This window comes from Pseudomonas putida (assembly GCF_009883635.2).
Lineage (GTDB): Bacteria > Pseudomonadota > Gammaproteobacteria > Pseudomonadales > Pseudomonadaceae > Aquipseudomonas > Aquipseudomonas putida_W.
This window is the reverse complement of the sequence record NZ_CP026115.2, coordinates 3,757,466-3,780,131: the sequence shown is the minus strand read 5'-3', so window position 1 is coordinate 3,780,131 and position 22,666 is coordinate 3,757,466. Positions and strand designations below refer to the sequence as shown.

At 63.2% G+C, this 22,666-nt stretch carries 21 protein-coding genes, 1 tRNA gene and 2 pseudogenes; 14 read left to right on the top strand and 10 right to left on the bottom strand.

All coding sequences use genetic code 11. The features are described 5' to 3' along the window. Position 1 precedes the first annotated feature (1 nt). The 4 genes from C2H86_RS17280 to rpoE form a co-directional block, all read right to left on the bottom strand. Positions 2–1,438, bottom strand: a complete 1,437-nt coding sequence (locus C2H86_RS17280; protein ID WP_159409083.1) for a DegQ family serine endoprotease — start codon at positions 1,436–1,438, stop codon at positions 2–4. Between the two features lie 187 nt (positions 1,439–1,625). Next, entirely contained in the window at positions 1,626–2,591 is a 966-nt protein-coding gene (locus C2H86_RS17275) for a MucB/RseB C-terminal domain-containing protein (RefSeq protein WP_159409082.1), read from the bottom strand. 12 nt (positions 2,592–2,603) lie between these two features. Beyond that, entirely contained in the window at positions 2,604–3,194 is a 591-nt protein-coding gene (locus C2H86_RS17270; RefSeq protein ID WP_159409081.1) for a sigma-E factor negative regulatory protein, read from the bottom strand. A 31-nt stretch (positions 3,195–3,225) separates the two neighbouring features. Beyond that, on the bottom strand, positions 3,226–3,807 hold the full coding sequence (gene rpoE / locus C2H86_RS17265) for an RNA polymerase sigma factor RpoE (protein ID WP_003252049.1): 582 nt from the start codon (positions 3,805–3,807) through the stop codon (positions 3,226–3,228). A 435-nt stretch (positions 3,808–4,242) separates the two neighbouring features. On the opposite strand from rpoE, the gene nadB reads away from it, so the two are divergent. Continuing rightward, the gene (nadB, locus tag C2H86_RS17260; protein WP_159409080.1) at positions 4,243–5,847 is read left to right on the top strand and encodes an L-aspartate oxidase; all 1,605 of its coding nucleotides are present in this window, start codon (positions 4,243–4,245) and stop codon (positions 5,845–5,847) included. On the opposite strand, the gene C2H86_RS17255 is transcribed toward nadB, so the two are convergent. Beyond that, the gene (locus C2H86_RS17255) at positions 5,840–6,295 is read right to left on the bottom strand and encodes a protein YgfX (RefSeq protein ID WP_159409079.1); all 456 of its coding nucleotides are present in this window, start codon (positions 6,293–6,295) and stop codon (positions 5,840–5,842) included. The two genes, nadB and C2H86_RS17255, sit on opposite strands and share 8 nt — an antisense overlap. Next, a complete protein-coding gene (locus C2H86_RS17250) occupies positions 6,279–6,533 on the bottom strand; it encodes a succinate dehydrogenase assembly factor 2 (protein WP_008094993.1) in 255 nt (84 codons plus the stop codon). The genes C2H86_RS17255 and C2H86_RS17250 overlap by 17 nt, the downstream gene beginning before the upstream one ends. A 133-nt stretch (positions 6,534–6,666) precedes the next feature. On the opposite strand from C2H86_RS17250, the gene C2H86_RS17245 reads away from it, so the two are divergent. Together C2H86_RS17245 and C2H86_RS17240 are read left to right on the top strand one after the other, a co-directional pair. Further along, positions 6,667–7,608, top strand: a complete 942-nt coding sequence (locus C2H86_RS17245; RefSeq protein WP_159409078.1) for a YgfZ/GcvT domain-containing protein — start codon at positions 6,667–6,669, stop codon at positions 7,606–7,608. Between the two features lie 31 nt (positions 7,609–7,639). After that, on the top strand, positions 7,640–8,446 hold the full coding sequence (locus tag C2H86_RS17240) for an HDOD domain-containing protein (protein WP_159409077.1): 807 nt from the start codon (positions 7,640–7,642) through the stop codon (positions 8,444–8,446). Between the two features lie 49 nt (positions 8,447–8,495). Here C2H86_RS17240 and C2H86_RS17235 read toward each other — a convergent pair whose 3' ends face one another. Together C2H86_RS17235 and C2H86_RS17230 are read right to left on the bottom strand one after the other, a co-directional pair. Then, the gene (locus tag C2H86_RS17235; RefSeq protein ID WP_159409076.1) at positions 8,496–9,875 is read right to left on the bottom strand and encodes a sensor histidine kinase; all 1,380 of its coding nucleotides are present in this window, start codon (positions 9,873–9,875) and stop codon (positions 8,496–8,498) included. Further along, the gene (locus C2H86_RS17230; RefSeq protein ID WP_159409075.1) at positions 9,868–10,539 is read right to left on the bottom strand and encodes a response regulator; all 672 of its coding nucleotides are present in this window, start codon (positions 10,537–10,539) and stop codon (positions 9,868–9,870) included. Before C2H86_RS17230 ends, C2H86_RS17235 begins: the two co-directional genes overlap by 8 nt. A 200-nt stretch (positions 10,540–10,739) precedes the next feature. Here C2H86_RS17230 and C2H86_RS17225 point away from each other — a divergent pair, with 200 nt between their 5' ends. The 5 genes and pseudogenes from C2H86_RS17225 (at position 10,740) to C2H86_RS17205 (ending at position 16,119) form a co-directional block, all read left to right on the top strand. Continuing rightward, positions 10,740–12,029 (top strand): OprD family porin, encoded by a 1,290-nt coding sequence (locus C2H86_RS17225; RefSeq protein WP_159409074.1) that lies wholly within the window; start codon positions 10,740–10,742, stop codon positions 12,027–12,029. A gap of 43 nt (positions 12,030–12,072) precedes the next feature. Beyond that, positions 12,073–13,053 (top strand): Bug family tripartite tricarboxylate transporter substrate binding protein, encoded by a 981-nt coding sequence (locus C2H86_RS17220; protein ID WP_060508439.1) that lies wholly within the window; start codon positions 12,073–12,075, stop codon positions 13,051–13,053. Positions 13,054–13,118: 65 nt separating this feature from the next. Further along, positions 13,119–13,577 carry a tripartite tricarboxylate transporter TctB family protein gene (locus C2H86_RS17215; RefSeq protein ID WP_159409073.1) on the top strand — a complete coding sequence of 153 codons (459 nt, stop codon included), beginning with the start codon at positions 13,119–13,121 and terminating at the stop codon, positions 13,575–13,577. Between the two features lie 3 nt (positions 13,578–13,580). Then, positions 13,581–15,095 carry a tripartite tricarboxylate transporter permease gene (locus C2H86_RS17210; protein ID WP_159409072.1) on the top strand — a complete coding sequence of 505 codons (1,515 nt, stop codon included), beginning with the start codon at positions 13,581–13,583 and terminating at the stop codon, positions 15,093–15,095. Then, positions 15,088–16,119, top strand: a pseudogene (locus C2H86_RS17205) (AbrB family transcriptional regulator). Before C2H86_RS17210 ends, C2H86_RS17205 begins: the two are co-directional and overlap by 8 nt. Before the next feature lie 27 nt (positions 16,120–16,146). Here the strand turns inward: C2H86_RS17205 and ung are convergent. Further along, complete coding sequence (ung, locus tag C2H86_RS17200) at positions 16,147–16,839, bottom strand: uracil-DNA glycosylase (RefSeq protein ID WP_159409071.1); 693 nt, start codon at positions 16,837–16,839, stop codon at positions 16,147–16,149. Positions 16,840–16,965: 126 nt separating this feature from the next. Here ung and C2H86_RS17195 point away from each other — a divergent pair, with 126 nt between their 5' ends. Then, on the top strand, positions 16,966–18,075 hold the full coding sequence (locus tag C2H86_RS17195; RefSeq protein ID WP_159409070.1) for an enoyl-CoA hydratase/isomerase family protein: 1,110 nt from the start codon (positions 16,966–16,968) through the stop codon (positions 18,073–18,075). Between the two features lie 5 nt (positions 18,076–18,080). Here C2H86_RS17195 and C2H86_RS17190 read toward each other — a convergent pair whose 3' ends face one another. Further along, a complete protein-coding gene (locus C2H86_RS17190; RefSeq protein ID WP_159409069.1) occupies positions 18,081–18,542 on the bottom strand; it encodes a hypothetical protein in 462 nt (153 codons plus the stop codon). Positions 18,543–18,754: 212 nt separating this feature from the next. Between C2H86_RS17190 and C2H86_RS17185 the strand changes: the two genes are divergently transcribed. From C2H86_RS17185 to C2H86_RS17165, 5 genes and pseudogenes are all read left to right on the top strand, one after another. Continuing rightward, complete coding sequence (locus tag C2H86_RS17185) at positions 18,755–20,245, top strand: sensor domain-containing diguanylate cyclase (protein WP_159409068.1); 1,491 nt, start codon at positions 18,755–18,757, stop codon at positions 20,243–20,245. Continuing rightward, a pseudogene (locus C2H86_RS17180) lies at positions 20,238–20,432 on the top strand (cysteine-rich CWC family protein); the annotation flags it as partial. The gene C2H86_RS17185 and the pseudogene C2H86_RS17180, both read left to right, overlap by 8 nt. A gap of 135 nt (positions 20,433–20,567) precedes the next feature. Continuing rightward, complete coding sequence (locus C2H86_RS17175; protein WP_159409067.1) at positions 20,568–21,260, top strand: pseudouridine synthase; 693 nt, start codon at positions 20,568–20,570, stop codon at positions 21,258–21,260. Between the two features lie 332 nt (positions 21,261–21,592). Further along, on the top strand, positions 21,593–22,480 hold the full coding sequence (locus C2H86_RS17170; protein WP_159409066.1) for an alpha/beta fold hydrolase: 888 nt from the start codon (positions 21,593–21,595) through the stop codon (positions 22,478–22,480). A 111-nt stretch (positions 22,481–22,591) separates the two neighbouring features. After that, positions 22,592–22,665: transfer RNA gene (locus tag C2H86_RS17165), tRNA-Gly, on the top strand. Position 22,666 lies beyond the last annotated feature (1 nt).

Below are 22,666 nucleotides of genomic sequence, written 5' to 3'. Positions count from 1 at the left end.
CTTATTCGGCGAGTTTGAAGGTGATGAAGCTGGCACGTCCCTGGCGCAGTACGCGCATCGACACCGAGCGGTTCTTCGGCAGGTCCTTGGCGATTTCAGTGAACTGCTTGGCCGAAGCGATGGCCTGGTTGTTCAGATGGCTGATCACGTCACCCGGGCGCAGGCCGATCATCGCGGCAGGGCCGTCCTGAACCTCCTTGATCACCACGCCGCCCTTGAGCTCCAGGGTTTTCTTCTGCTCAGCGGTAAGATCCGACACGGACACGCCCAGGCGGTTGCTGCTGCGCTCGGCGCTGCCGTCGGCGCCAGTGCCGGCACCGATGTCAGCATCGTCATCCGGCATTGGGCCTACGGCGACGTCCAGGGTCTGGCGCTTGCCGTTGCGGATGATTTCGAGCTTGGCTTTCTCGCCGTCCTTCAGGCTGCCGACCAGGTGCGGCAGGTCGGCCGACATGACGATCGGCTGGCCGTTCATGCTCAGGATCACGTCACCCACCTGCAGGCCGCCCTTGGCTGCCGGGCCGTTCTCCAGCACCTGCGCTACCAGAGCGCCGGCAGGCTTGTCGAGGCCGAACGATTCAGCCAGGTCCTTGTTGACCTCCTGGATCACCACGCCCAGCCAGCCGCGGCTGACCTTGCCATCTTTCTTCAGCTGGTTGGATACATCGATGGCCACGTCGATCGGGATGGCGAAGGACAAACCCATGAAACCACCGGAACGAGTGAAGATCTGCGAGTTGATACCCACCACTTCGCCCTTCATGTTGAACAGCGGGCCACCGGAGTTGCCTGGGTTGATGGCCACGTCGGTCTGGATGAACGGCACATAGGTGTCGTTGGGCAGCGTCCGGCCCTTGGCGCTGACGATACCTTTGGTCACCGAGTGGTCGAAGCCGAACGGCGAACCGATGGCAAGCACCCACTCACCGACCTTGAGCTTCTCGGAGTCACCCAGCTTGACGGTCGGCAGGTTCTTGCCCTCGACCTTGAGCAGGGCCACATCGGTGCGTGGGTCGGTGCCGATCAGTTTGGCCTGCAGCTCGCTGCGGTCCGACAGGCGGACGATGATCTCGTCAGCATCGGCAACCACGTGATTGTTGGTCAGTACATAGCCATCGCTGGAAATGATGAAGCCCGAACCCAGCGACATGGCCTCGCGCTGACGGTCACCGCGCGGCGAACGCGGCTGCTGCGGCATGTTGCGCTCGAAGAACTCGCGGAACATCGGCGGCAGGCCTTCGAGGTCCGGCATCTGCCCGGAGGCGACGCGGTTCGGCAGCTTCTGCTTGGTACTGATGTTGACTACAGCCGGCGAGGCTTGCTCGACCAGGGTGGTGAAGTCCGGCAGGGCTTCATCGGCCTGGGCGCTGAGCACCTGACCGAGCATCAGCACGGCGGCGAACATCGTTAGGTAGGATTTCAAGCGTGGTATTGACATACGGCTCCCGTCACAACGAGCGGTAGTTGGAAATTGCCCTGCACAAAGCAGGAAAGGCCAGACTCCTAGAAGCCTGACCTATAGAAAATTTGCCGAAGGATTGCAAATGACAATGCTTTAATTTCATTTCAGCCGCGTGTCCGTTCGCCTGTGCATTGCCCTTGACCCGGCCCGCAAACGCGCGCCGTCACTGGCGCGCCTGAGCATCCTGAGGGCGCATCGACAGCGCGATACGTTCTGCCGTACCCAGCGGAATTTCGCCGACCACGGTGACCTGCACCTTGCCCTTGGGTGTATTCAGCCGGCGCGAAACGGCCGAGGTCGGGCCAAGCTGGGTGCGCACATCGGCACCGGCATCGTCCTTCACGGGCTCGAGGAACACCGAGAATCGGGCCAGTCCATCGTCATACATCAGGCTGCTGATCGAGCTGTTGCGCTCAGGATCGCGGCGCACCGTACTGTTGATCAACTCGAACCCCGGCGGCAGCCAGTCCGAACGCCAACCGGCAACCGCTTCGCTGGTGGTACTGGCCACCCGCTCCACTGGCTTGCATGCAGCACTGGCTTGCAGGTCCTGGTCGGTAGGCAGGTCGTCGGTGTCCAGGCGGGTCATCTGGAAGCGTTCGAGCAACTGCCCCTTGTCATTGAGCATCAATGAGCGCAGCGGCAGGCCGGTACGGCGGTCCAGGTGGAGCTCGAATGCGTAGCGGTGCTGATCGCGAGGTGTCAGCGTGACAATCACGGCATCGCGTTCAGCGACCCGTGACTTGCCTGCCACGCTCAGGTCATACCAGCTCATCAGCTTGAGGGGATCGAGCGAACGCTGTGCAGAATCGGGAGGGGTACCTACCCCGCTCGCCAAGGCACCACTGACGCACTGCACCTTGCCATCCACGCGCACGATTTCCTGAACGGTGCCATCGAGCTGCAGAAGCCTCTCGCTGACCTTGCCGTCCTGAACGCGATGCCAGATATCGTGGGAAGAAAAGCTGCCGTTACGTTCGTAGACGAAGGAGCCCTGGTAACTCTGCTTCTGCTCGGCCTGTGCCAGCTTGTTCAACCATTCACTCGCCTCGGGCGATGAGTTGGCTGCCAACGCTGGCACCGTCATGCAGCTGCCTATCAGCAGCGACAGGAGAGGTAGCGCGCGCATGATCCTCCTTACTTAGCGGTTTTCCAGGCTGGCGGCGCGGGCATACGGCAGGGCGGTTTCAGTGCCCTTGAGCGCGGATTCCTGCGCATGCTGGCGCAGATAGCCTGGCAGACGCTGATCCCAGCCGGCCTGGTTCTGCAGCACGCCGTTGGCCATTGGCCCGGTCGGTTGCTCACTGCTTTCACTATAGCCTGCCAAAACTGCCGGGCCCTGACTTTGTGGCATGGTCAGGCCTTGCTGTGCAGGCTGCTGGGCAGCCAGCTCGGCACCGGTGATATCGTCCTGGTTGTACATGCGTACACCGGCCAGCACCGCTACGGTGACCGAGGCAGCCACGGCCAGCCGGCCAATGCTGCGCCACGGGCCCTGTTTGACCTTGGCCGGCACGGCTTCATCGGCCAGCGCGGCGGAGACCGCCGAGGCGATATCCAGCTTGGGCAGCAGCAGTTCCTTGTGCATGGCTGCGCGGGCTACCTGGTAACGCGACCAGGTGGCACGGGTTTCGGCATCGTCGACGGCGTTCAACACCCGACGTAATTCCAGTTCGTCCGCTTCGTTATCCATCACCGCGGACAGCGATTCCTGCAAAGCTTCACGACTCATGGCGGTTCCTCTCTTGGCTGTCGCCGCTGTCTCAGGTTTCCTGCAACAACGGCTGCAGGGCTTTATCTATGGCCTCCCGAGCGCGGAAGATTCGAGAGCGCACGGTACCCACCGGACATTGCATTACGCTGGCAATGTCTTCGTAACTCAACCCATCGAACTCACGCAGGGTCAGTGCCGTGCGCAGATCTTCGGGCAGTTGCTGGATGGTGCGATGGACAGTGCCTTCGATTTCATCCCGCAACAACGAGCGCTCTGGGGACTCGAGATCCTTGAGACCATGATCGCCGTCGTAAAACTCCGCATCCTCGGAGCTCACATCGCTGTCTGGCGGCCGTCTTCCACGGGACACCAGGTAGTTCTTCGCCGTGTTGATGGCGATGCGGTACAGCCAGGTATAAAACGCACTGTCACCGCGGAAATTGCCAAGCGCACGGTAGGCCTTGATAAAGGCTTCCTGCGCCACATCCTGGGCCTCGTGGGTGTCGTGAACGAACCGCACGATCAACCCTAGAATCTTGTGCTGATACTTCAGCACCAACAGATCGAACGCTCGCCTGTCTCCGCGCTGCACGCGCTCGACAAGCTGCTGATCCTCTTCCTGGGTTAGCATGAACACTCCTCAGTGAACTCGAAGGAGCGTTGCCACAGCCTTTGTTCAGGCTTGCAACCATAGACTCGGGCTTTGCGCAAAAGTTCTCCCCTCCAAGCAAGTTTCCTGCGGCCCTTGGTCGGCTCGCACGGAAGACGCGGCGCGGTCACGGCCCGCTGCGTCGATAATCAGGTTTCGAATACGCAGGTGTCAGCCCGAATAGAGCTGCCGCCCCGCGTCGCCGCGGCAAATTGTGGCGTGCGGACAGCCTTCATAGGATTTCCGGCCGTGTCGGAAAGTTCCCGCAAAGATTGACGCAACGTCCTAACTGGCATGGAAATTGGCTGCCGCAGGCTGCTATAAAGGCAGCCCGGCCAGCATTCACGATAGTTTCACATTGCCATCTGCACGTGACTATTGTGCCGCGCCCTTTCCAAAGATTACTAGTGTCCCGACATGAGCCAACAATTCCAACATGATGTCCTGGTGATCGGCAGCGGCGCAGCCGGTCTCAGCCTGGCACTGAACCTTCCCGGCCATTTGCGCATTGCCGTGCTGAGCAAGGGCGACCTGGCCAACGGCTCGACCTTCTGGGCCCAAGGCGGTGTCGCCGCCGTACTCGACGACACCGACACCGTGCAGTCGCATGTCGAGGACACCCTCAATGCCGGCGGTGGCCTGTGCGACGAAGAGGCCGTGCGCTTTACTGTCGAGCACAGCCGCGAAGCCATCGAATGGCTGATCGAGCAAGGTGTACCTTTCACCCGCGATGAGCACTACAGCGTCGATGATGGCGGTTTCGAGTTCCATTTGACCCGCGAAGGCGGCCACAGCCACCGACGCATTATCCATGCCGCAGACGCCACCGGCGCGGCGATTTTCACCACACTGCTCGAACAGGCGCGCAAACGCCCGAACATCGAGTTGCTGGAGCAGCGCGTGGCGGTCGACCTGATCACCGAACGCCGCCTGGGCCTGGCGGGTGATCGCTGCCTGGGTGCCTACGTGCTGAACCGCAACAGCGGTGAAGTCGACACCTTCGGCGCGCGCTTCACCGTGCTGGCCACGGGGGGCGCAGCCAAGGTCTACCTCTATACCAGCAACCCCGACGGTGCCTGCGGCGATGGCATCGCCATGGCCTGGCGCGCCGGCTGCCGGGTAGCGAACCTGGAATTCAACCAGTTCCACCCGACCTGCCTGTATCACCCTCAGGCCAAGAGTTTCCTGGTCACCGAGGCCTTGCGTGGCGAAGGCGCGCTGTTGCGGCTGCCTAACGGTGAGCGGTTCATGCCGCGCTTCGACCCGCGTGAAGAACTGGCCCCGCGCGATATCGTCGCCCGCGCCATCGACCACGAGATGAAGCGACTGGGGGTCGACTGCGTCTACCTGGACATCACCCACAAGCCGGCCGACTTCATCAAGAGCCACTTCCCGACTGTCTATGAACGCTGCCTGGCCTTCGGCATCGACATCACCCGCCAGCCGATTCCGGTGGTTCCGGCCGCCCACTACACCTGTGGCGGGGTCATGGTCGACGATCGCGGCCACACCGATGTGCCCGGCCTGTACGCCATCGGCGAAACCAGCTTCACCGGCCTGCACGGCGCCAACCGCATGGCCAGCAACTCGCTGTTGGAATGCTTCGTCTATGGCCGTGCCGCAGCGGCGGACATCGAGGCGCATCTGGACCAGATCGCCATGCCCAGGTCCCTGCCCTGCTGGGACGCCAGCCAGGTCACCGATTCGGACGAAGACGTGATCATCGCGCACAACTGGGACGAGTTGCGCCGCTTCATGTGGGACTATGTGGGCATCGTGCGCACCAGCAAGCGCTTGCAGCGCGCGGAGCATCGCGTGCGCCTGCTGCTCGACGAGATCGACGAGTTCTACAGCAACTACAAGGTCAGCCGCGACCTGATCGAACTGCGCAACCTCGCCCAGGTGGCGGAACTGATGATTCGCTCGGCGATGCAGCGCAAGGAAAGCCGCGGGCTGCACTACACCCTGGATTACCCGGGAATGCTGCCAGAGGCCAAGGACACCATCCTCAGCCCTATCTGAAACAGCTGTCGAACCTTCGACGGCTGAACTTCAGCCTCACCCGCAAACGCCGGTGCTGGTCAGGCCCCACGGCATCTCGAGGCACGCACTGGCTCTCGCCGAGCCAGTGCCCTGCCCTGACGAAGCGCAACACCACCAAGCCCGGCAGCGCCACGCTGTCCCGACACAAGCGCACCGGCTGCCAGCCCAGCGCCCGGCTGAACACACGCCAGCCCAGCGCATCTCGGCGCAGGCCAGTAACAGCACGGGGATCAGTCAGCAGGATACGACGGGGAATCGCCCAGCACGCGTGGGCAATACAAGCGGCAAGAACACAAAGACCAAGCCACCAGGGCAGCGCGCCCAGCCACAAGACTGCTAGCGCCAGCACCTGGCAACCCAGGTAGGCCGCCAGCAACAGGCGCGAACCCTGCCAGCGGCACTCGAAACACTCACTTGGGCTGGACACGATCCAGGATGATGCGGACCATGCGCTGCAGCTCCGGGTCTTCCGACTCGGTACGCTCCATGAACCAGCCGAACATGTCCTGATCTTCACAGCTCAACAGGCGGACATAAAGTTCGCGGTCGGCTTCGCTCAGGGTCGGATAGACCTCCTGGGTGAATGGCACCAGCAGTACGTCCAGTTCCAGCATGCCGCGGCGGCTGTGCCAGAAAAGCCGGTTGAGTTCAGTTTGTTCGACCATGGGGCCCTCCTCGAATGGTCGCGCAGTATACCGCGCAGTGAACGAAGCGACACAGGGCGTTGGTCTAGTCACCTACCTATTTTGTTACTGGCGTTCTATGATGGCCGCCAGTCTTTAGCCACCGCGATGACCCATGGCCGATTCCGCTTTCTTCAGCCCCCTGTCCCACGAGGGCATCCTCGCCGTCCGCGGCTCCGACGCCGGCAAGTTCCTGCAGGGCCAGCTGACCTGCAACATCAACTACCTCAGCCTCGAGCATGCCAGCCTCGGCGCCCGCTGCATGGTCAAGGGGCGCATGCAGTCGAGCTTCCGCATCTTGCCCGAGGGTAATGGCTACCTGCTGGCCATGGCTAGCGAGCTGCTGGAGCTGCAACTGGCCGACCTGAAGAAGTACGCCGTGTTTTCCAAGGCCACGCTCACTGACGAGAGCGCAGCCTGGGCGCGCTTCGGCCTGCAAGGTGGCGGCACCGCGCTGCAGGCGCTGGGGCTGGACCTTCCGGCTGCGGCGGGTAGTACCGTTCGCCGTGATGGCCTGATCGCCATTGCCGTCTCCACCGACCGCGCCGAACTCTGGGTGCCTGCAGAGCAAGCCGACAGCGTTCGCCAACAGCTGGCAGCCGCTTTGCCGGAAGGCAGCCTCAATGACTGGCTGCTGGGGCAAGTGCGCGCCGGCATCGGCCAGGTTACGGGCCCCACCCGCGAGCTGTTCATCCCGCAGATGATCAACCTGCAGGCCGTCGATGGCGTGAGCTTCAAGAAAGGCTGCTACACCGGCCAGGAAATCGTCGCGCGCATGCAGTATCTGGGCAAGCTCAAGCGCCGCCAGTACCGGCTGGCACTCGAGCAGCAGGATGTTCCGGCCCCCGGTAGCGAAATATTCTCACCGACCCATGGTTCGTCAGTTGGCGAAGTGGTGTTGGCAGCCAGCACCGGCAAAGGCTGCGAGCTGCTTGCAGTGCTCAGCGCCGAATCGGTGGAGGACGACAACCTGCACCTGGGCAGCCTCGAAGGCCCTCGTCTGCAGGTGCTGAGCCTGCCCTACGAGCTGGACCGCGACCAGGAAATCCAGCGCTGAACAGTGCACCACCCTTGCCGTTGAGACGTTAATGAACAAGCTGGCCGAGATGGTTCAAGCGCAGTTGCTCGCTGCCATCGACAACGATGACCTGGTCCTGCCAACCTTGCCCGAGGTAGCCCTGAGCATTCGCGAGGCCGCCGAAGACAGCGAGATCAGCGTTGCCGCCCTGAGCAAGGTGATCGGCCGTGACGCCGCCCTGTCGGCGCGCCTGATCAAGGTGGTCAATAGCCCGCTACTGCGCGCAGCGGTCGAAGTCACCGACCTGCACACGGCCATCACACGATTGGGCATCAACTACAGCTGCAACCTGGCGATCGGCCTGGTGATCGAACAGATCTTCCATGCCCGCTCGTCGGCAGTTGAACAAAAATTGCGGGATATCTGGTCGAACAGCCTGGAAGTTGCGGGCATCAGCTATGAGATCTGCCGTCGCTTTACACAACTGAAACCCGACCAGGCAACCCTCGGCGGGCTGGTCAACCAGATCGGCGCGCTGCCGGTGCTGATCTACGCCGAAGAACACAACGAGCTGCTTTCCGACCCGGTCTGCCTGCACTACGTGATTGAGCAGATCCAGCCGGTGCTGGGGGACAAGATTCTCTCTTCGTGGGAGTTCCCCGAGCAATTGGTCAACCTGCCGAGCCAGGTACAAGACCTGGACCGGCACACCGACAAGGTTGATTACATCGACGTGGTGCAGATCGCCAAGTGCCTGAGCCAGCGCGCGCGCAGCCGGCCGTTGGCGGCGTTGCCGGCTTATCGGCACCTTGGATTGCCCTTTGGCACCGAGCTGGAGATTGCCGAGTTGCTGGAAGCGCGGAGCATGTTGCGCTGATAGGGGCTGCCTGCACTTGCACCGCTAAGGGGCCGGTACAGGCAGAAGATCAGTCGGCGATGAAACTCACCCGCACTTTCAACCCGCCTTTCTCGCCATCATGCAGGCTGATCTGCGCCAGGTGCGCCCTGCAGATCTCACCCACGATGGCCAACCCCAGCCCACTGCCCTGCACGCCCCGTCGATAGAAGCGCTCGAATACCCGCTCGCGCTCCTCTTCGGGAATCCCCGGCCCATCATCCTCGACCTCCAGCACCGCCGGCGCCAGCACCCGCAAGATCACATTGCCGCCCGCCGGAGTATGCGCCAGCGCATTGTCCACCAGGTTGCTGAGCAGTTCGTTGAGCAATGTCGGTTCACCCTTCAACCACACTGGCGCCTCGGCCTCCAGCGCCAAGGCCACGCCTCGGTTGTACGCCAGTGGCGCCATGGCCATGCCCAGTTCACGGGCAAGCTGGCTCAGGTCCAGGCGCTGGGCACCGCCTTCGGCAATCGCCCGGGCACCGTTCTCGACCCTGGCCAGCGATAACAACTGATTGGCCAGATGGGTCAGGCGATCAGTCCCCTGCGCTGCCGACTCCAGGGTCTGCCGCCATTCTTCGGGCTGCTGCGAACGCAACCCCAGCTCGACCCGGGCCTTGAGCGCCGCCAGTGGCGTGCGCAGTTCGTGGGCCGCCTCCGCAATGAACTGCGCCTGGCGTTCGAACTGCCCGCGCAAACGCTCGGTGAAGTGGTTCAAGGCACGCACCAGAGGGCCCAGTTCACGCTGCACCTGCACCACCGGAAGCGCCCGCAGGTCATCCGGCTGCCGCTCTTCCACCGCCGTGCGCAGGCGCTCCAGGGGGCGTAACGCCGCGCTGACCGCGAACCACACCATGACCAGCGCAGCCAGCGCCAGCATGCCCAGGCGCAGCAGGGTGTCGGCCATCAACCCACGGGCCATGCTCACCCGCGCCTCTTCGGTTTCGGCCACGCGAATTTCCGCCATGCCGTTCATGTTCGGCTCGCTCACCGCCTTCAGCAGGCTGACCACACGCACGTCCTGGCCGAGATAGGTGGCATCGTAGAAGCGCGCCAGTGCCGGATAGTCGTCGGTACGCGGGGTGCCGGGCGGCGGTGGTGGCAGGTGCTCGTAACCGGAAATCAGCTGCTGGTTGATGTCCAGAACCTGATAGTAGATGCGCCCGGCGCTGTCGTAGGCGAAGGTGTCCAGCGCCACATAGGGCACATCGGCGCTGAGGCTGCCATCACGCTGGGAGAGCCCGGCGGCGATGGTCCGCGCCGAAGCCAGCAAGGTGCGGTCGTAGGCAGTATCGGCCGCTTCGCGACCGTTCCAATAGGCGCTCAGGCCGCTGGCGAGCATCAGCACCACCAGCAGCAGTGCCAGGTTGCCCAGCAGCCGCCCGCGCAAGCTGCCATTGTCACGCATCGCGGTGCTCGAGCAGGTAACCCAGGCCGCGGAAGGTGACAATGGCGACCGAGTGGCCATCGAGCTTCTTGCGCAGGCGGTGGATGTAGATTTCGATGGCGTCGGGGCTGGCCTCTTCGTCCAGGCCAAATACCTGAGCGGCCAGCTGCTCCTTGCTCATCACGCGCCCCGGGCGGGCGATCAATGCTTCAAGCACGCTTTGTTCACGCGAGGTCAGGGTCAGGTTTTCCTCGTCCAGGCTGAAACGCCGGGTGTCCAGGTCGTAGACCAGTGGCCCGCAGCGCTGCTGGCGCTCACCACCGAGCACGCTGCGCCTGAGCAAGGCCTTTACCCGCGCTTCCAGCTCGGTCAGCTCGAAGGGTTTGGCCAGGTAATCGTCAGCACCGAGGTTCAGGCCGTGCACGCGATCCTTCACATCGCTGCGTGCGGTGAGCATGAGCACCGGCAGGGTCTTGCCGCGACCGCGCAGGCGCGCCAGCACCTCGAAGCCGTCCATCCGCGGCAGCCCCACGTCGAGCACGGCAACGGCGTACTCCTCGCTGGCCAGGGCCAGGTCGGCAGCCACGCCATCATGCAATACATCCACGGTCAGGCCTTGGCTTTTCAGGGCCTGGGCCACGCTTTCGGCCAGTTGCAGATGGTCTTCGACCAGCAGCACACGCATCGGATTCTCCCTGCTCGGGTGGGGCGGTGGCGCGGAGTGTACCGCCGTCGCCAAGCCTGTGAAGCCCCTTGTGGCAAACCTTTCACACTGAAAGGTTAGCGAAAGGTTCATTGCCTAGCATCGCACCACGGTCGCTCCACGCGCCGAAAAAAGCACCAGCAAGGTGCAACGAACAAGAATAAAAAAACGGAGTCATCCCGATGCTGTCATCGCAGCCTGAGGCGTTCGCGCCTAGCCGTTCCCTGTCCGCACGCCCTTCCGCCATCGCCAGTGCCCTTGCACTTGCCGGTGTCGCCCCGCTGAGCCAGGCCGCCTTCTTCGAAGACAGCACGGCAACCTTCGAAACCCGCAACATGTACTTCAACCGCGACTTCCGCGACGGCACCAGCGCGCAGCAATCCAAGCGCGACGAGTGGGCCCAGGGCTTCATGCTCAACTTCGAGTCCGGCTATACCGATGGCACCGTCGGCTTCGGCCTGGATGCGCTGGGCATGATGGGCATCAAGCTCGACTCCAGCCCCGACCGCACCGACACAGGCCTGCTGCCGACCCACGATGACGGCAAGGCTGCCGACGAGTATTCCAAGCTCGGCCTGACCGGCAAGGTCAAAGTGTCGAAGACCGAACTGAAGATCGGCACCCTGATCCCGGAACTGCCGACCCTGCAGCCCAACGACGGCCGCATCCTGCCGCAGACCTTCGAGGGCGGCCTGCTGACCTCGCAGGAGATCAAGGGCCTGAGCTTCACCGGCGGGCGCCTGGACAAGGCCAAGGACCGCAACGACACCAACTGGGAAGACTTGGCCCTAAACAACAAGAACGGCCGCTTCGGTGGCACCTTCAGCGCCGACAACCTCGACCTGGCCGGCCTGGACTACAAGTTCACCGATCGCATCACCGGCAGCTATCACTTCGCCCAGCTCGACGACATCTACCGCCAGCACTTCATCGGCATGCTCGCCACCCAGCCGTGGGGCCCGGGCACCTTCGGCGCCGACGTGCGCCTGGCGATCAGCGACGATGCCGGCGCGGCCAAGGCCGGGCGCATCGACAACACCACCTTCAACACGATGCTCAGCTACAGCCTGGGCGGGCACAAGGTCAGCGCCGCCTGGCAGCAGCTTTCCGGCGACAGCGCCTTCCCCTACATCGATGGTGCCGACCCGTACCTGGTCAACTTCGTCCAGATCAACGACTTCGCCGGCGCCGACGAGCGCTCGTGGCAAGCGCGCTACGACTACAACTTCGCCGCCCTCGGCGTCCCCGGCCTGACCTTCATGACCCGCTACATCAACGGCGACAACGTCAGCCGCGCTGCCGGTGGCGAGGGCAAGGAGTGGGAACGCAACACCGAACTGAAGTACGTGGTACAAAGCGGCCCGTTGAAGAACGTCGCCGTGCGCCTGCGCAACGCCACCTTCCGCTCCAACTTCGCTCGCGATGCCGACGAAGTGCGGTTGCTGGTGAGCTACAGCGTCGCGCTCTGGTAACCCATGCGGTAACCCATAACAAAAACGCTCACGGAGACATTCGATGACCTTTTCACTGCGCCGCCTCGTCCTCGCCACCGGTTGCCTGCTGCTGGCCGGCAACGCCCTCGCCGCCGAACCGAAACGCCCTGAATGCATCGCCCCGGCCTCGCCCGGCGGTGGTTTCGACCTGACCTGCAAATTGGTGCAGAGCGCCCTGGTGCAGGAGAAGATCCTCAGCAAGCCGATGCGCGTGACCTACATGCCCGGCGGTGTCGGCGCAGTGGCGTACAACGCCGTGGTCGCCCAGCGCCCTGCCGACGCCGGCACTCTGGTGGCCTGGTCCAGTGGCTCGCTGCTGAACCTGGCCCAGGGCAAGTTCGGCCGCTTCGACGAGAACGCGGTGAAGTGGCTGGCTGCGGTCGGCACCAGCTACGGTGCCATCGCGGTGAAGAGTGACTCGCCCTACAAGACCCTCGACGACCTGGTCGCGGCACTGAAGAAGGACCCGAGCAAGGTGGTGATCGGCTCCGGCGGCACTGTCGGCAGCCAGGACTGGATGCAGACCGCGCTGATCGCCAAGGCGGCTGGCATCAACCCGCGCGACCTGCGCTACGTGGCCCTGGAAGGCGGTGGCGAGATTGCCACCGCGCTGCTGGGCGGGCACATCCAGGTCGGTTCCACCGACATTTCCGACTCCATGCCGCATATCCAGAGCGGCAACATGCGCATCCTCGCGGTGTTCTCGGAAAACCGCCTGGACGAGCCGGAGATGAAGGACATCCCCACCGCCAAGGAACAGGGCTACGACATTGTCTGGCCAGTGGTACGCGGCTTCTACCTCGGCCCGAAGGTAAGCGACGAAGACTACGCCTGGTGGAAAGAATCGTTCGACAAGATGCTGGCCTCTGAAGACTTCGCCAAGTTGCGTGACCAGCGCGAGCTGTTCCCGTTCGCCATGACCGGCGCGGAGCTGGACGGCTATGTGAAGAAGCAGGTGACTGAGTACAAGGCACTGGCCAAGGAATTCGGCCTGATTCAGTAAGCCCCGGTCTTTCACCGAACCCTGTGGGAGCGGGCACGCCCGCTCCCACAAACGAGGACTCTCTGATGATCCTGCAACGTATCTTCGCCCTGGTCCTGCTGGCGGTATGCGCCGCCTTGGCCGTGATGGCCTGGCCCTATCAGGCCGCATTTTCCTACGAACCGGTCGGCCCGCGTGCCTACCCGCTGCTGATGCTCGGGCTGATGAGCCTTGGCCTGCTGTACCTGGCGATCCGCCCCACGCCCATCGTGCGCAAGGACGACGAGCCTGAACTGGACCGCGAAACCCTGATCAAGATCACCGCCTGCGTCGGCCTGCTGATTCTCTTCGCCGCCACCTTCGAAACCCTGGGCTTCATCCTCAGCGCCATCCTGGTCGGCATCCCCATGGCCCGCCTGTACGGCGGCCGCTGGTTGCACAGCACCCTCGTAGTGGTGGGCATGAGCGTGTTCCTCTACTGGCTGTTCGACCGCGTCATGGACGTGCCCCTGCCCCTCGGCCTGCTGAGCGTACTGGAGAACTGACACATGGATACCTTGAGCTACCTGGGCCAGGGCTTCGGCGTCGCCCTGTCCCCTTACAACCTGGTCACCGCCCTGTCGGGCACACTGATCGGCACCGTGGTCGGCCTGCTGCCGGGCCTGGGCCCGATCAACGGCGTGGCCCTGCTGATCCCGATCGCCTTCGCCCTTGGCCTGCCACCGGAGTCGGCGCTGATCCTGCTGGCTGCGGTCTACCTGGGCTGCGAATACGGCGGCCGGATCAGCTCGATCCTGCTGAACATCCCGGGCGAAGCCTCGACCGTGATGACCACCCTCGACGGCTACCCGATGGCACGCCAGGGCCTGGCCGGCGTGGCCCTGTCGCTGTCGGCCTGGAGTTCGTTCATCGGCGCGTTCATCGCCACCTGCGGCATGGTGCTGTTCGCCCCGCTACTGGCGAAATGGGCGATTGCCTTCGGCCCGGCGGAATACTTCGTGCTGATGGTGTTTGCCATCGTCGCCCTCGGCGGCATGGCCGGTGACAAGCCACTGAAGACATTCATTGCCGCACTGATCGGCCTGTTCCTCTCGGCAGTCGGTATCGATGCCAACAGCGGCGTGTACCGCTTCACTGGCGACAGTGTGCACCTGGCCGACGGTATCCAGTTCGTGGTGCTGGTGCTGGGCCTGTTCTCCGTCAGCGAAATCCTGCTGTTGCTGGAGAAGACCCACCATGGCCACGAAGCGATCAAGGCCACCGGGCGGATGCTCTTCAACGTCAAGGAAGCGGCCTCGGTGTTCGTGGTCAATATCCGCTGCGGCCTGCTGGGCTTCATCATGGGCGTACTGCCGGGTGCCGGCGCAACCCTGGCCAGCGCCGTGGCCTACATGACCGAAAAACGTATCGCCGGTGAAAAGGGCAAGTTCGGCAAAGGTGATGCCCGTGGCCTGGCGGCCCCGGAAACCGCCATCGGTGCCTCCTGCTGCGGCGCCCTGGTGCCGATGCTGACCCTCGGCGTACCGGGTTCGGGCACCACGGCGGTAATGATCGGCGCGCTGACCCTGTACAACATCACCCCAGGCCCACTGCTGTTCGAACAGCAGCCGGACATCGTCTGGGGCCTGATCGCCTCGCTGTTCATCGCCAACATCATGCTGGTGATCCTGAACATCCCGATGATCCGCATCTTCACCCGCATCCTCGCCGTGCCGAACTGGGCGCTGGTGCCGGTGATCGCAATCATCACCGGGATCGGCGTATATGCCGTGCATGCCACTACCTTCGACCTGTTCCTGATGGTCGGCATCGGCATCATGGGCTACATCCTGCGCAAGCTGGACTTCCCGCTGTCGCCGATCCTGCTCGGCTTCATCCTCGGCGGCCTGATGGAGCAGAACCTGCGCCGGGCGCTGTCGATTTCCAACGGTGAACTGGGCATCCTCTGGTCGAGCCCGATCAGCATGTCGGTGTGGGTGTTGACCATCTGCATGCTGACCCTGCCGCTGCTGCGCATCTGGCGCAAGCGCAGCCTGCAGCGCCGGGCCATGGCTGATGCCTGATCGGTCGCTGCCGCTGTTTGTCGCAACCGGGCTGGTCGGCCTTGCTGGCGGTTTTGCCGCCAGCAAGGTCGGCTGGCCTTTGCCATGGATGATCGGCTCTTTGCTGGCGATCATCCTGGTTCGCTGCCTGACGCCCTGGCAGCTGTCGGAAATCCCCAATGGCCGCAAGTGCGGGCAATGCATCATCGGCATCGGTATCGGCCTGCACTTCACCCCCGCGGTGATCGAGCAGGTCGCCAGCCATTTCGCGCTGATTTGCTTCGGCGCACTGTTCACCACGCTTTCCAGCGTGATCAGCGTGTGGCTGCTGCGGCGCACTGGTGAAGACCGCGCGACGGCGTTCTTCGCCAGCATGCCCGGTGGCTCGGGGGAAATGGTCAACCTTGGCGCACGCAATGGCGCGGTACTCAGCCAGGTGGCGGCAGCGCAGAGCCTGCGCGTGCTGGCCGTGGTGCTGTGCGTGCCGGCACTGTTCAAGTTCCTGCTCGGTGACGGCGTGCCGCTGAATCACGCCGGCAGTGTCAGTTGGGGCTGGCTGACACTGATCGTGCCGCTGGGCGTAGCGGTGGGATTTGCCTGGCAGCGCCTGCGCCAACCCAACCCGTGGCTGTTCGGGCCGTTACTGGTCGCCGCGTCGGTAAGCCTGGCGGGCAACCTGCAGATCGCCTTGCCCAATGGTGCCAGCCAGATCGGCCAGTGGCTGATCGGCAGCGGCTTGGCCTGCCACTTCAACCGCGCGTTCTTCCGCCGCGCGCCGTCCTTCCTCGGGCGCACGCTGTTGGCCACGGCGCTGTGCATGGCGATTGCCGGCAGCGCGGCGTGGGGGTTGAGCGTGATGACCGCGCTGGACCTGCGTTCGCTGACCCTGGGGATGATGCCGGGCGGGATCGCCGAGATGAGCCTGACGGCCGAAACCCTGTAGTTGTCGGTGCCGCTGGTGACGGCGCTGCAGGTGGTGCGGTTGATTCTGGTGCTGTTTCTGGCGGAGCCGTTGTTCAGGTATTGGGTCAAGGCTCAGGACTAGGGGCTGCCCTGCAGCCCCTGCCCGCCTTCAGAGTGGCGGCAATGCCCAGTTGATGGGCGCCATGCCACGCTGTTCGAGGAAGCTGTTGGTGCGGCTGAAGTGCCCGCAGCCGAGGAACCCGCGATACGCCGACAGCGGCGACGGGTGCACCGACTTGAGCACCAGGTGCTTGGTGCCATCGATCAGCTTCTGCTTGCTCTGGGCATGCGCGCCCCACAGCAGGAACACCACGTTCGGACACTGCTCGCTGACTACCTGGATGATCCGGTCGGTAAAGAACTCCCAGCCCTTCTTCGCATGCGAGGCGGCATTGGCGCGCTCGACGGTCATGGTCGTGTTGAGCAGCAGCACGCCCTGCTCGGCCCAGCTCTGCAGGTAACCGTGGCTGGCGATCGGGATGTTGAGGTCGCGCTGCAGCTCTTTATAGATGTTGACCAGCGACGGTGGCGCCGGCACGCCCGGCTGCACCGAGAAGCACAGGCCATGGGCCTGACCCGGGCCGTGATAGGGGTCCTGGCCAAGGATCACCACCTTGACCTGATCCAGCGGCGTGGAATTGAGCGCATTGAAGATCAGCGGCCCCGGCGGGTAGATCTCCTTGCCGGCCGCGTGCTCCTGGCGCAGGAACTCACGCAGCTGGTGCATGTAGGGTTGGTCGAACTCGGCGCGCAGTGCAGCCTTCCAGCTGGGTTCGAGTTTGATGCGATCGTCTTCAGTCATGGGGCCATCCGTAAACAATGGCGCGACACTAGGTAAGCCACTTGCCCTTGTCAATCGATCCGACCGACGACCGGCATGATCGGCGATGCGGGCCATACTTGGTGGATGACTTGCGCGAGGTAGTCCATGGCCATTCATTGCGAGGTACTCACCGGCGCCGATGGCGCCCGAATCGGCATCGCCACGCTCGATGCCCCCAAGGCGCTCAATGCCCTCAACCTGCCGATGATCGAAGTGCTGGGTGAACAGCTGCACAGCTGGGCCAGCGACCCTGGCGTCGTCTGCGTGCTGTTGCGCGGTAACGGTGCCAAGGCCTTTTGCGCCGGCGGCGATGTACGGGCGCTGGCCCAGGCCTGCCTTGCTCACCCCGGCAGCATACCGCCGCTGGCCGCCACCTTCTTTGCCGCCGAATACCGCCTCGACTACCTCTTGCATACCTACCCGAAGCCCTTGCTGTGCTGGGGCCACGGGCATGTGCTGGGTGGCGGCATGGGGCTGCTGCAGGGCGCCGGTGTACGCATCGTTACCCCAAGCAGCCGGCTGGCCATGCCGGAAATCAGCATTGGCCTGTACCCGGACGTAGGTGCCAGCTGGTTTCTCGCCCGCCTGCCCGGCAAGCTTGGCTTGTTCCTCGGGCTGACCGGGGCACCGATCAATGCCCGTGATGCCCTTGACCTGGACCTGGCGGATCGTTTCTTTGGGGAAGAACAGCAAGAGGCATTGGTCGAAGAGCTGCTGCAACTGAACTGGCAGGAGCAGACCGACCTGCAACTGAACAGCTTGCTCAAGGCCGAACAGCATCGCGCCTGGGCCGAGCTGCCTGCGGCGCAGTGGCTGCCGCGGCGCCAGGTGATCGACGAACTGCTGGATGTGGCCGACCCGGCTGCGGCCTGGCGAGCGCTGGAAGGTGTCAAACATCACACTGATCCGCTGCTGGCCGAAGCCGGTCAACGCCTGCATGAAGGCTGCCCGCTGACGGCACACCTGGTCTGGGAGCAGATCCAGCGTGCCCGGCACCTGTCACTGGCCCAGGTGTTCCAGATGGAATACAGCATGAGCCTCAATTGCTGCCGGCACCCGGAATTCAGTGAAGGCGTGCGAGCGCGCCTGCTGGACAAGGACAACCAACCGCTTTGGCACTGGCCGGATGTGGCACAGGTGCCAGCGGCGGTGGTCGAGGCGCACTTTGCCAAGGTGTGGGAAGGGCGGCACCCGTTGGCCGACCTGGGGGCATGACAGCGTCAGTGCTGCCAGTTGTGGTCGCCTCCACGCCCACGATCCGACTGGCCGTCGTTGCCCCCGCGGTTATTGGAATGCCAGCGATCATGCTGGTAACGCTGACTGCCATCACGATAGTCATTACGGTCGCGATCGCGGCCATAGTCATTGCGCTGGCGATTGCCATAGTCGTATCGCGGGTTGCCGTGCCACTGGTTCATCCCCGGCTGTGGGCCCGGCCGGTAGTAGGGGGCAGGTGCCGGCCGGTAGTAGCGCGGCGCCGGCTGGTAATAGCGGGGTGCCGGCTGGTAGTAGTAGCGCGGCGGCGGTGTCACATAGTAGCGGTCATATCGGTAATACCCAGGCGTCACGTAGCGATCGGTCGAATAATATTCAGTGCGTGAATAGCCGCCACTCTCGTAGTAGGGCGCACAGGCAGAAGTCATCAAACCCAGCAGGGCGATCAACAGAATTCGATAGGACATGGCGGCCTCCTGGACCGCAGAGGTGCTCGAACAGCGGCGCTGGCGAGCGTCGACGCAAATGCGTTCATCGACAATGAATCAGACAGCGGCTCCAAGGTGCAGTGCCATTTCAGCAACAAATTGATACAGGTCGAAATAACCTTTAAAAACATGCAGTCATTTGCCTGTCATCTCACTAGAATGAGCGCCTCGGCACACATCACGGGAAGATCATGCCATCACGCTCCGCCCTGTTCTCACAGCGCTCGCTGATCCTTGCCCTGCTGCTGTTGCTGACCTGCGGCTTCCTCGCTACATCGCTGATCAGCTATTTCGCCTCGCGCAGCGCGATCCGCGACGGCATCGTCAATACCGAGCTGCCGCTGACCTCCGATACCGTCTATTCGGAAATCCAGAAAGACCTGATCCGCCCGGTGCTGATCGCTTCGATGATGGCCCAGGACACCTTCCTGCGCGACTGGGTGCTGGCGGGTGAACAGGACACCCAGCGCATCACCCGCTTTCTGGGCGAGGTCATGGGCAAGCAGGACACCTTCACCTCGTTCTTCGTCTCCGACCGCACCCTCACCTACTACCAGGCCAAGGGCGTGCTCAAACACGTGGTACCGAACACCTGGCGCGACGCCTGGTACTTCCGCCTGCGCGAAATGAAAGCGCCGTATGAGATCAACGTCGACCTGGACATGGCCAACCAGGACAACCTGACGGTGTTCATCAACTACCCGGTGCTGGACTACAAGCAACGCTTCATCGGCGCCACCGGCGTGGGCCTGAGCGTGGACGCGGTGATCAAGCTGATCGACAAGTATCAGCGCCGCTACCAGCGTTCGGTGTTCTTCACCGACGCCAAGGGCAAGGTCATTCTGACCGGCTCGGAGGGTGGCCCGCATGGCCTCAAGGTCGGGCAACCCTTGACCGACAATACCGATCTGAGCGAGTTGCTGGCGCAGCGCCCAACACCCACCGAGGGCAGCCACGAGTACAAGGACAGCAAAGGTCACAGCCACTTCCTCAATGTGCGGCAACTGCCCGAACTGGGCTGGTACCTGCTGGTTGACAAACGCGAGACCGGCGCCCTGGACCCGATTCGCCACTCGCTGTACCTGAACCTGGTGATCTGCGCGATGATCACCCTGGTGGTGCTGTCGCTGCTCAATGGCATGCTCAGGCGCCACCAGGCCAGCACCGAGGCGCTGGCGACCCTCGACAGCCTGACCGGCCTGCCCAACCGGCGCAGCTTCGACCTGCTGGCCGCCCAGGCCCTGCAGGAGGCCCAGCGCGATTGCGCGCCGCTGGTCGCCTTGCTGATCGACCTCGATCACTTCAAGGTGCTCAACGATACCCATGGCCACCTGGCAGGCGACGAAGTGCTGCGCCAGTTCGCCAACGTGCTGCAGGGCAGCCTGCGTCAGTCGGATATACTCTGCCGCTGGGGGGGTGAGGAATTCATCGTCCTGTTACGCGAAGCCGAGGGCCGGCAGGCGATCGACGTGGCGGAGAAAATTCGCGGTCGTACCGAGCAACTGACCTTCAGCTACGAAGACCAACCGTTGCGCCTGACCACCAGTATCGGCCTCAGCGCCTTGCAGCCGGGTGACAGCCTGCACGCCCTGCTGACTCGCGCCGACCGTGCGCTTTATCGTGCCAAGCAGGCCGGTCGAAACCGCGTCTGCAGTGAAACACCCGGAACCGAACATGAATGACAGCCAGCACTGCCCCGCCTGTGGCGCCCTCAACCAGTGCAGCCTCGCCGACCCGCGCAGTGCCACCCAGGCCTGCTGGTGCTATGGCGTGACCATCGACCCCGCCGTGCTCCAGGCTTTGCCTGCCGAACTGCGCGACAAAGCCTGCCTGTGCCCGCGCTGTGCCGCCGTGGAAGACCAGCTAAAAGCTGTTGAAAGTTGCCGCGAATCCTGTGGGAGCGGCTTTAGCCGCGAAGCAGGCGACGCGGTGGCTGGCACCGGCTTTGCCGGTGTTCGCGGCTAAAGCCGCTCCCACAGAGTCCACCATAAATCAGATACTGCCATGCGCCTCGACCGTTTCCTCGCCAACCTGCCCTGCTACAATCGCCAGCAAGTGCGCCTGCTGCTGGTGCAGGGCCGTGTGCGCCTGGACCACAATGTGGTCACCGACCCAAAGGCGGACGTGCGGGAATTCAGCCGCGTGGAAGTGGACGATCAACTGCTGCAGGCCGGCCGCCCCGCGCGCTACCTGATGCTGCACAAGCCCACTGGCTGCGTCAGCGCCACACAAGACCCGCAGCACCGCACCGTGCTCGACCTGCTACCCAGCGAATTGCGCGACGACCTGCACATTGCCGGGCGCCTGGACTTCAACACCACTGGCCTGATGATCCTGACCAACGATGGCCAGTGGTCGCGGCGCCTGACCCAGCCAGCCACCAAGCTGCCCAAGCATTACCTGGTGGAAACCGAAGACGAGATCGGCGCGCATTATGTCGCCAAGTTCAGCGAAGGGTTCTATTTCGCCTTCGAAGACCTGACCACCCTGCCCGCCCGACTCGACATCCTCGGCCCACGCCTGGCACGGCTGGCAATCGTCGAAGGGCGCTACCACCAGGTCAAGCGCATGTTCGGCCACTTCGACAACAAGGTGGTCGGCCTGCATCGCGAAAGCATGGGTACGATCCGCCTTGATCCGGGCCTGCAACCTGGCGAATTCAGGGCCTTGACGGCGGAAGAGATCGCCTCGGTCTGAATGCCGTAATACAGGCATACGACCGCTGAGCAGCCCGAGTCACAAATTTGCGCAAACGGCACTTGCGGGATCCCCGACCCACTGCTTGACTCCTAACTCGTCAGTCCGCGAGTGACCAGTCGGTCACGCCTGCAGTTCAGACACCTTTTGCTGGCCACCCAAAGCCCAGATGCCTTGGGGCACGGCAGATTGCCCGCCACAACAATATCGTCGACACGTGTGCCAAGGATCGACACAGGGCCCCCCGTTTTATTCAGGCGAATGCCTACCTGTCATAAAGAACGTGCACCCTAGGTGACGCGATTACCCTTTTTGCGCCAGGAGTCGATGACATGAGGCCAGAAATCGCTGTACTTGATATCCAAGGTCAGTATCGGGTTTACACGGAGTTCTATCGCGCGGATGCGGCCGAGAAGACGATCATACTGATCAATGGGTCGCTGGCCACCACGGCCTCGTTCGCCCAGACGGTGCGTAACCTGCACCCGCAATTCAACGTTGTGCTGTACGACCAGCCGTATGCCGGCAAGTCCAAGCCGCACAACCGCCAGGAACGGCTGATCAGCAAGGAAGACGAGTCGCAGATCCTTCTCGAACTGATCGAGCGCTTCCAGTGCGACCACGTCATGTCCTTCTCCTGGGGCGGTGCCTGCACCTTGCTGGCGCTGGCGCACCAGCCGCGGTTGGTGAAGAAGGCGGTGGTCAGCTCGTTCTCGCCGATCATCAACGAGCCGATGCGCGACTACCTGGAGCGTGGCTGCCGGTACCTGGCTGCCTGCGATCGCTACCAGGTCGGCAACCTGGTCAACGACACCATCGGCAAGTACCTGCCATCACTGTTCAAGCGCTTCAACTACCGGCATGTCAGCGGTCTGGACAGCCACGAATATGCGCAGATGCACTTCCACATCAATGAAGTGCTGCAGCGTGACCTGCAGCGGGCACTGAACGGCGCGCGCAACATCGACATCCCGGTGCTGTTCATCAACGGCGACCGCGACGAGTACACCACCGTCGAAGATGCACGCGAGTTCGGCAAGCATGTAGGCAACAGCCAGTTCAGCGTGATCCGCGACGCGGGCCACTTCCTCGACATGGAAAACAAGGCAGCCTGTGAAGACACCCGCAACGTCATGCTCGGTTTCCTCAAGCCAACCGTGCGCGAGTCCCGTCAACGCGGCAACCCATACATCCAGGGGCAGCATGCATTGGCCATCTGAGCGCATCGGCGTCCCGTACCCGACACCCGCTGGTCATGGGGCGCCGACAAGCTTTTTTATAACTTGGGCTTCTAATTCAGGGAGGGTTCTGGTAAAAAGTCCAACGCAGACGCGGGTATAGTTTAGTGGCAAAACGAAAGCTTCCCAAGCTTTAGTTGAGGGTTCGATTCCCTCTACCCGCTCCAC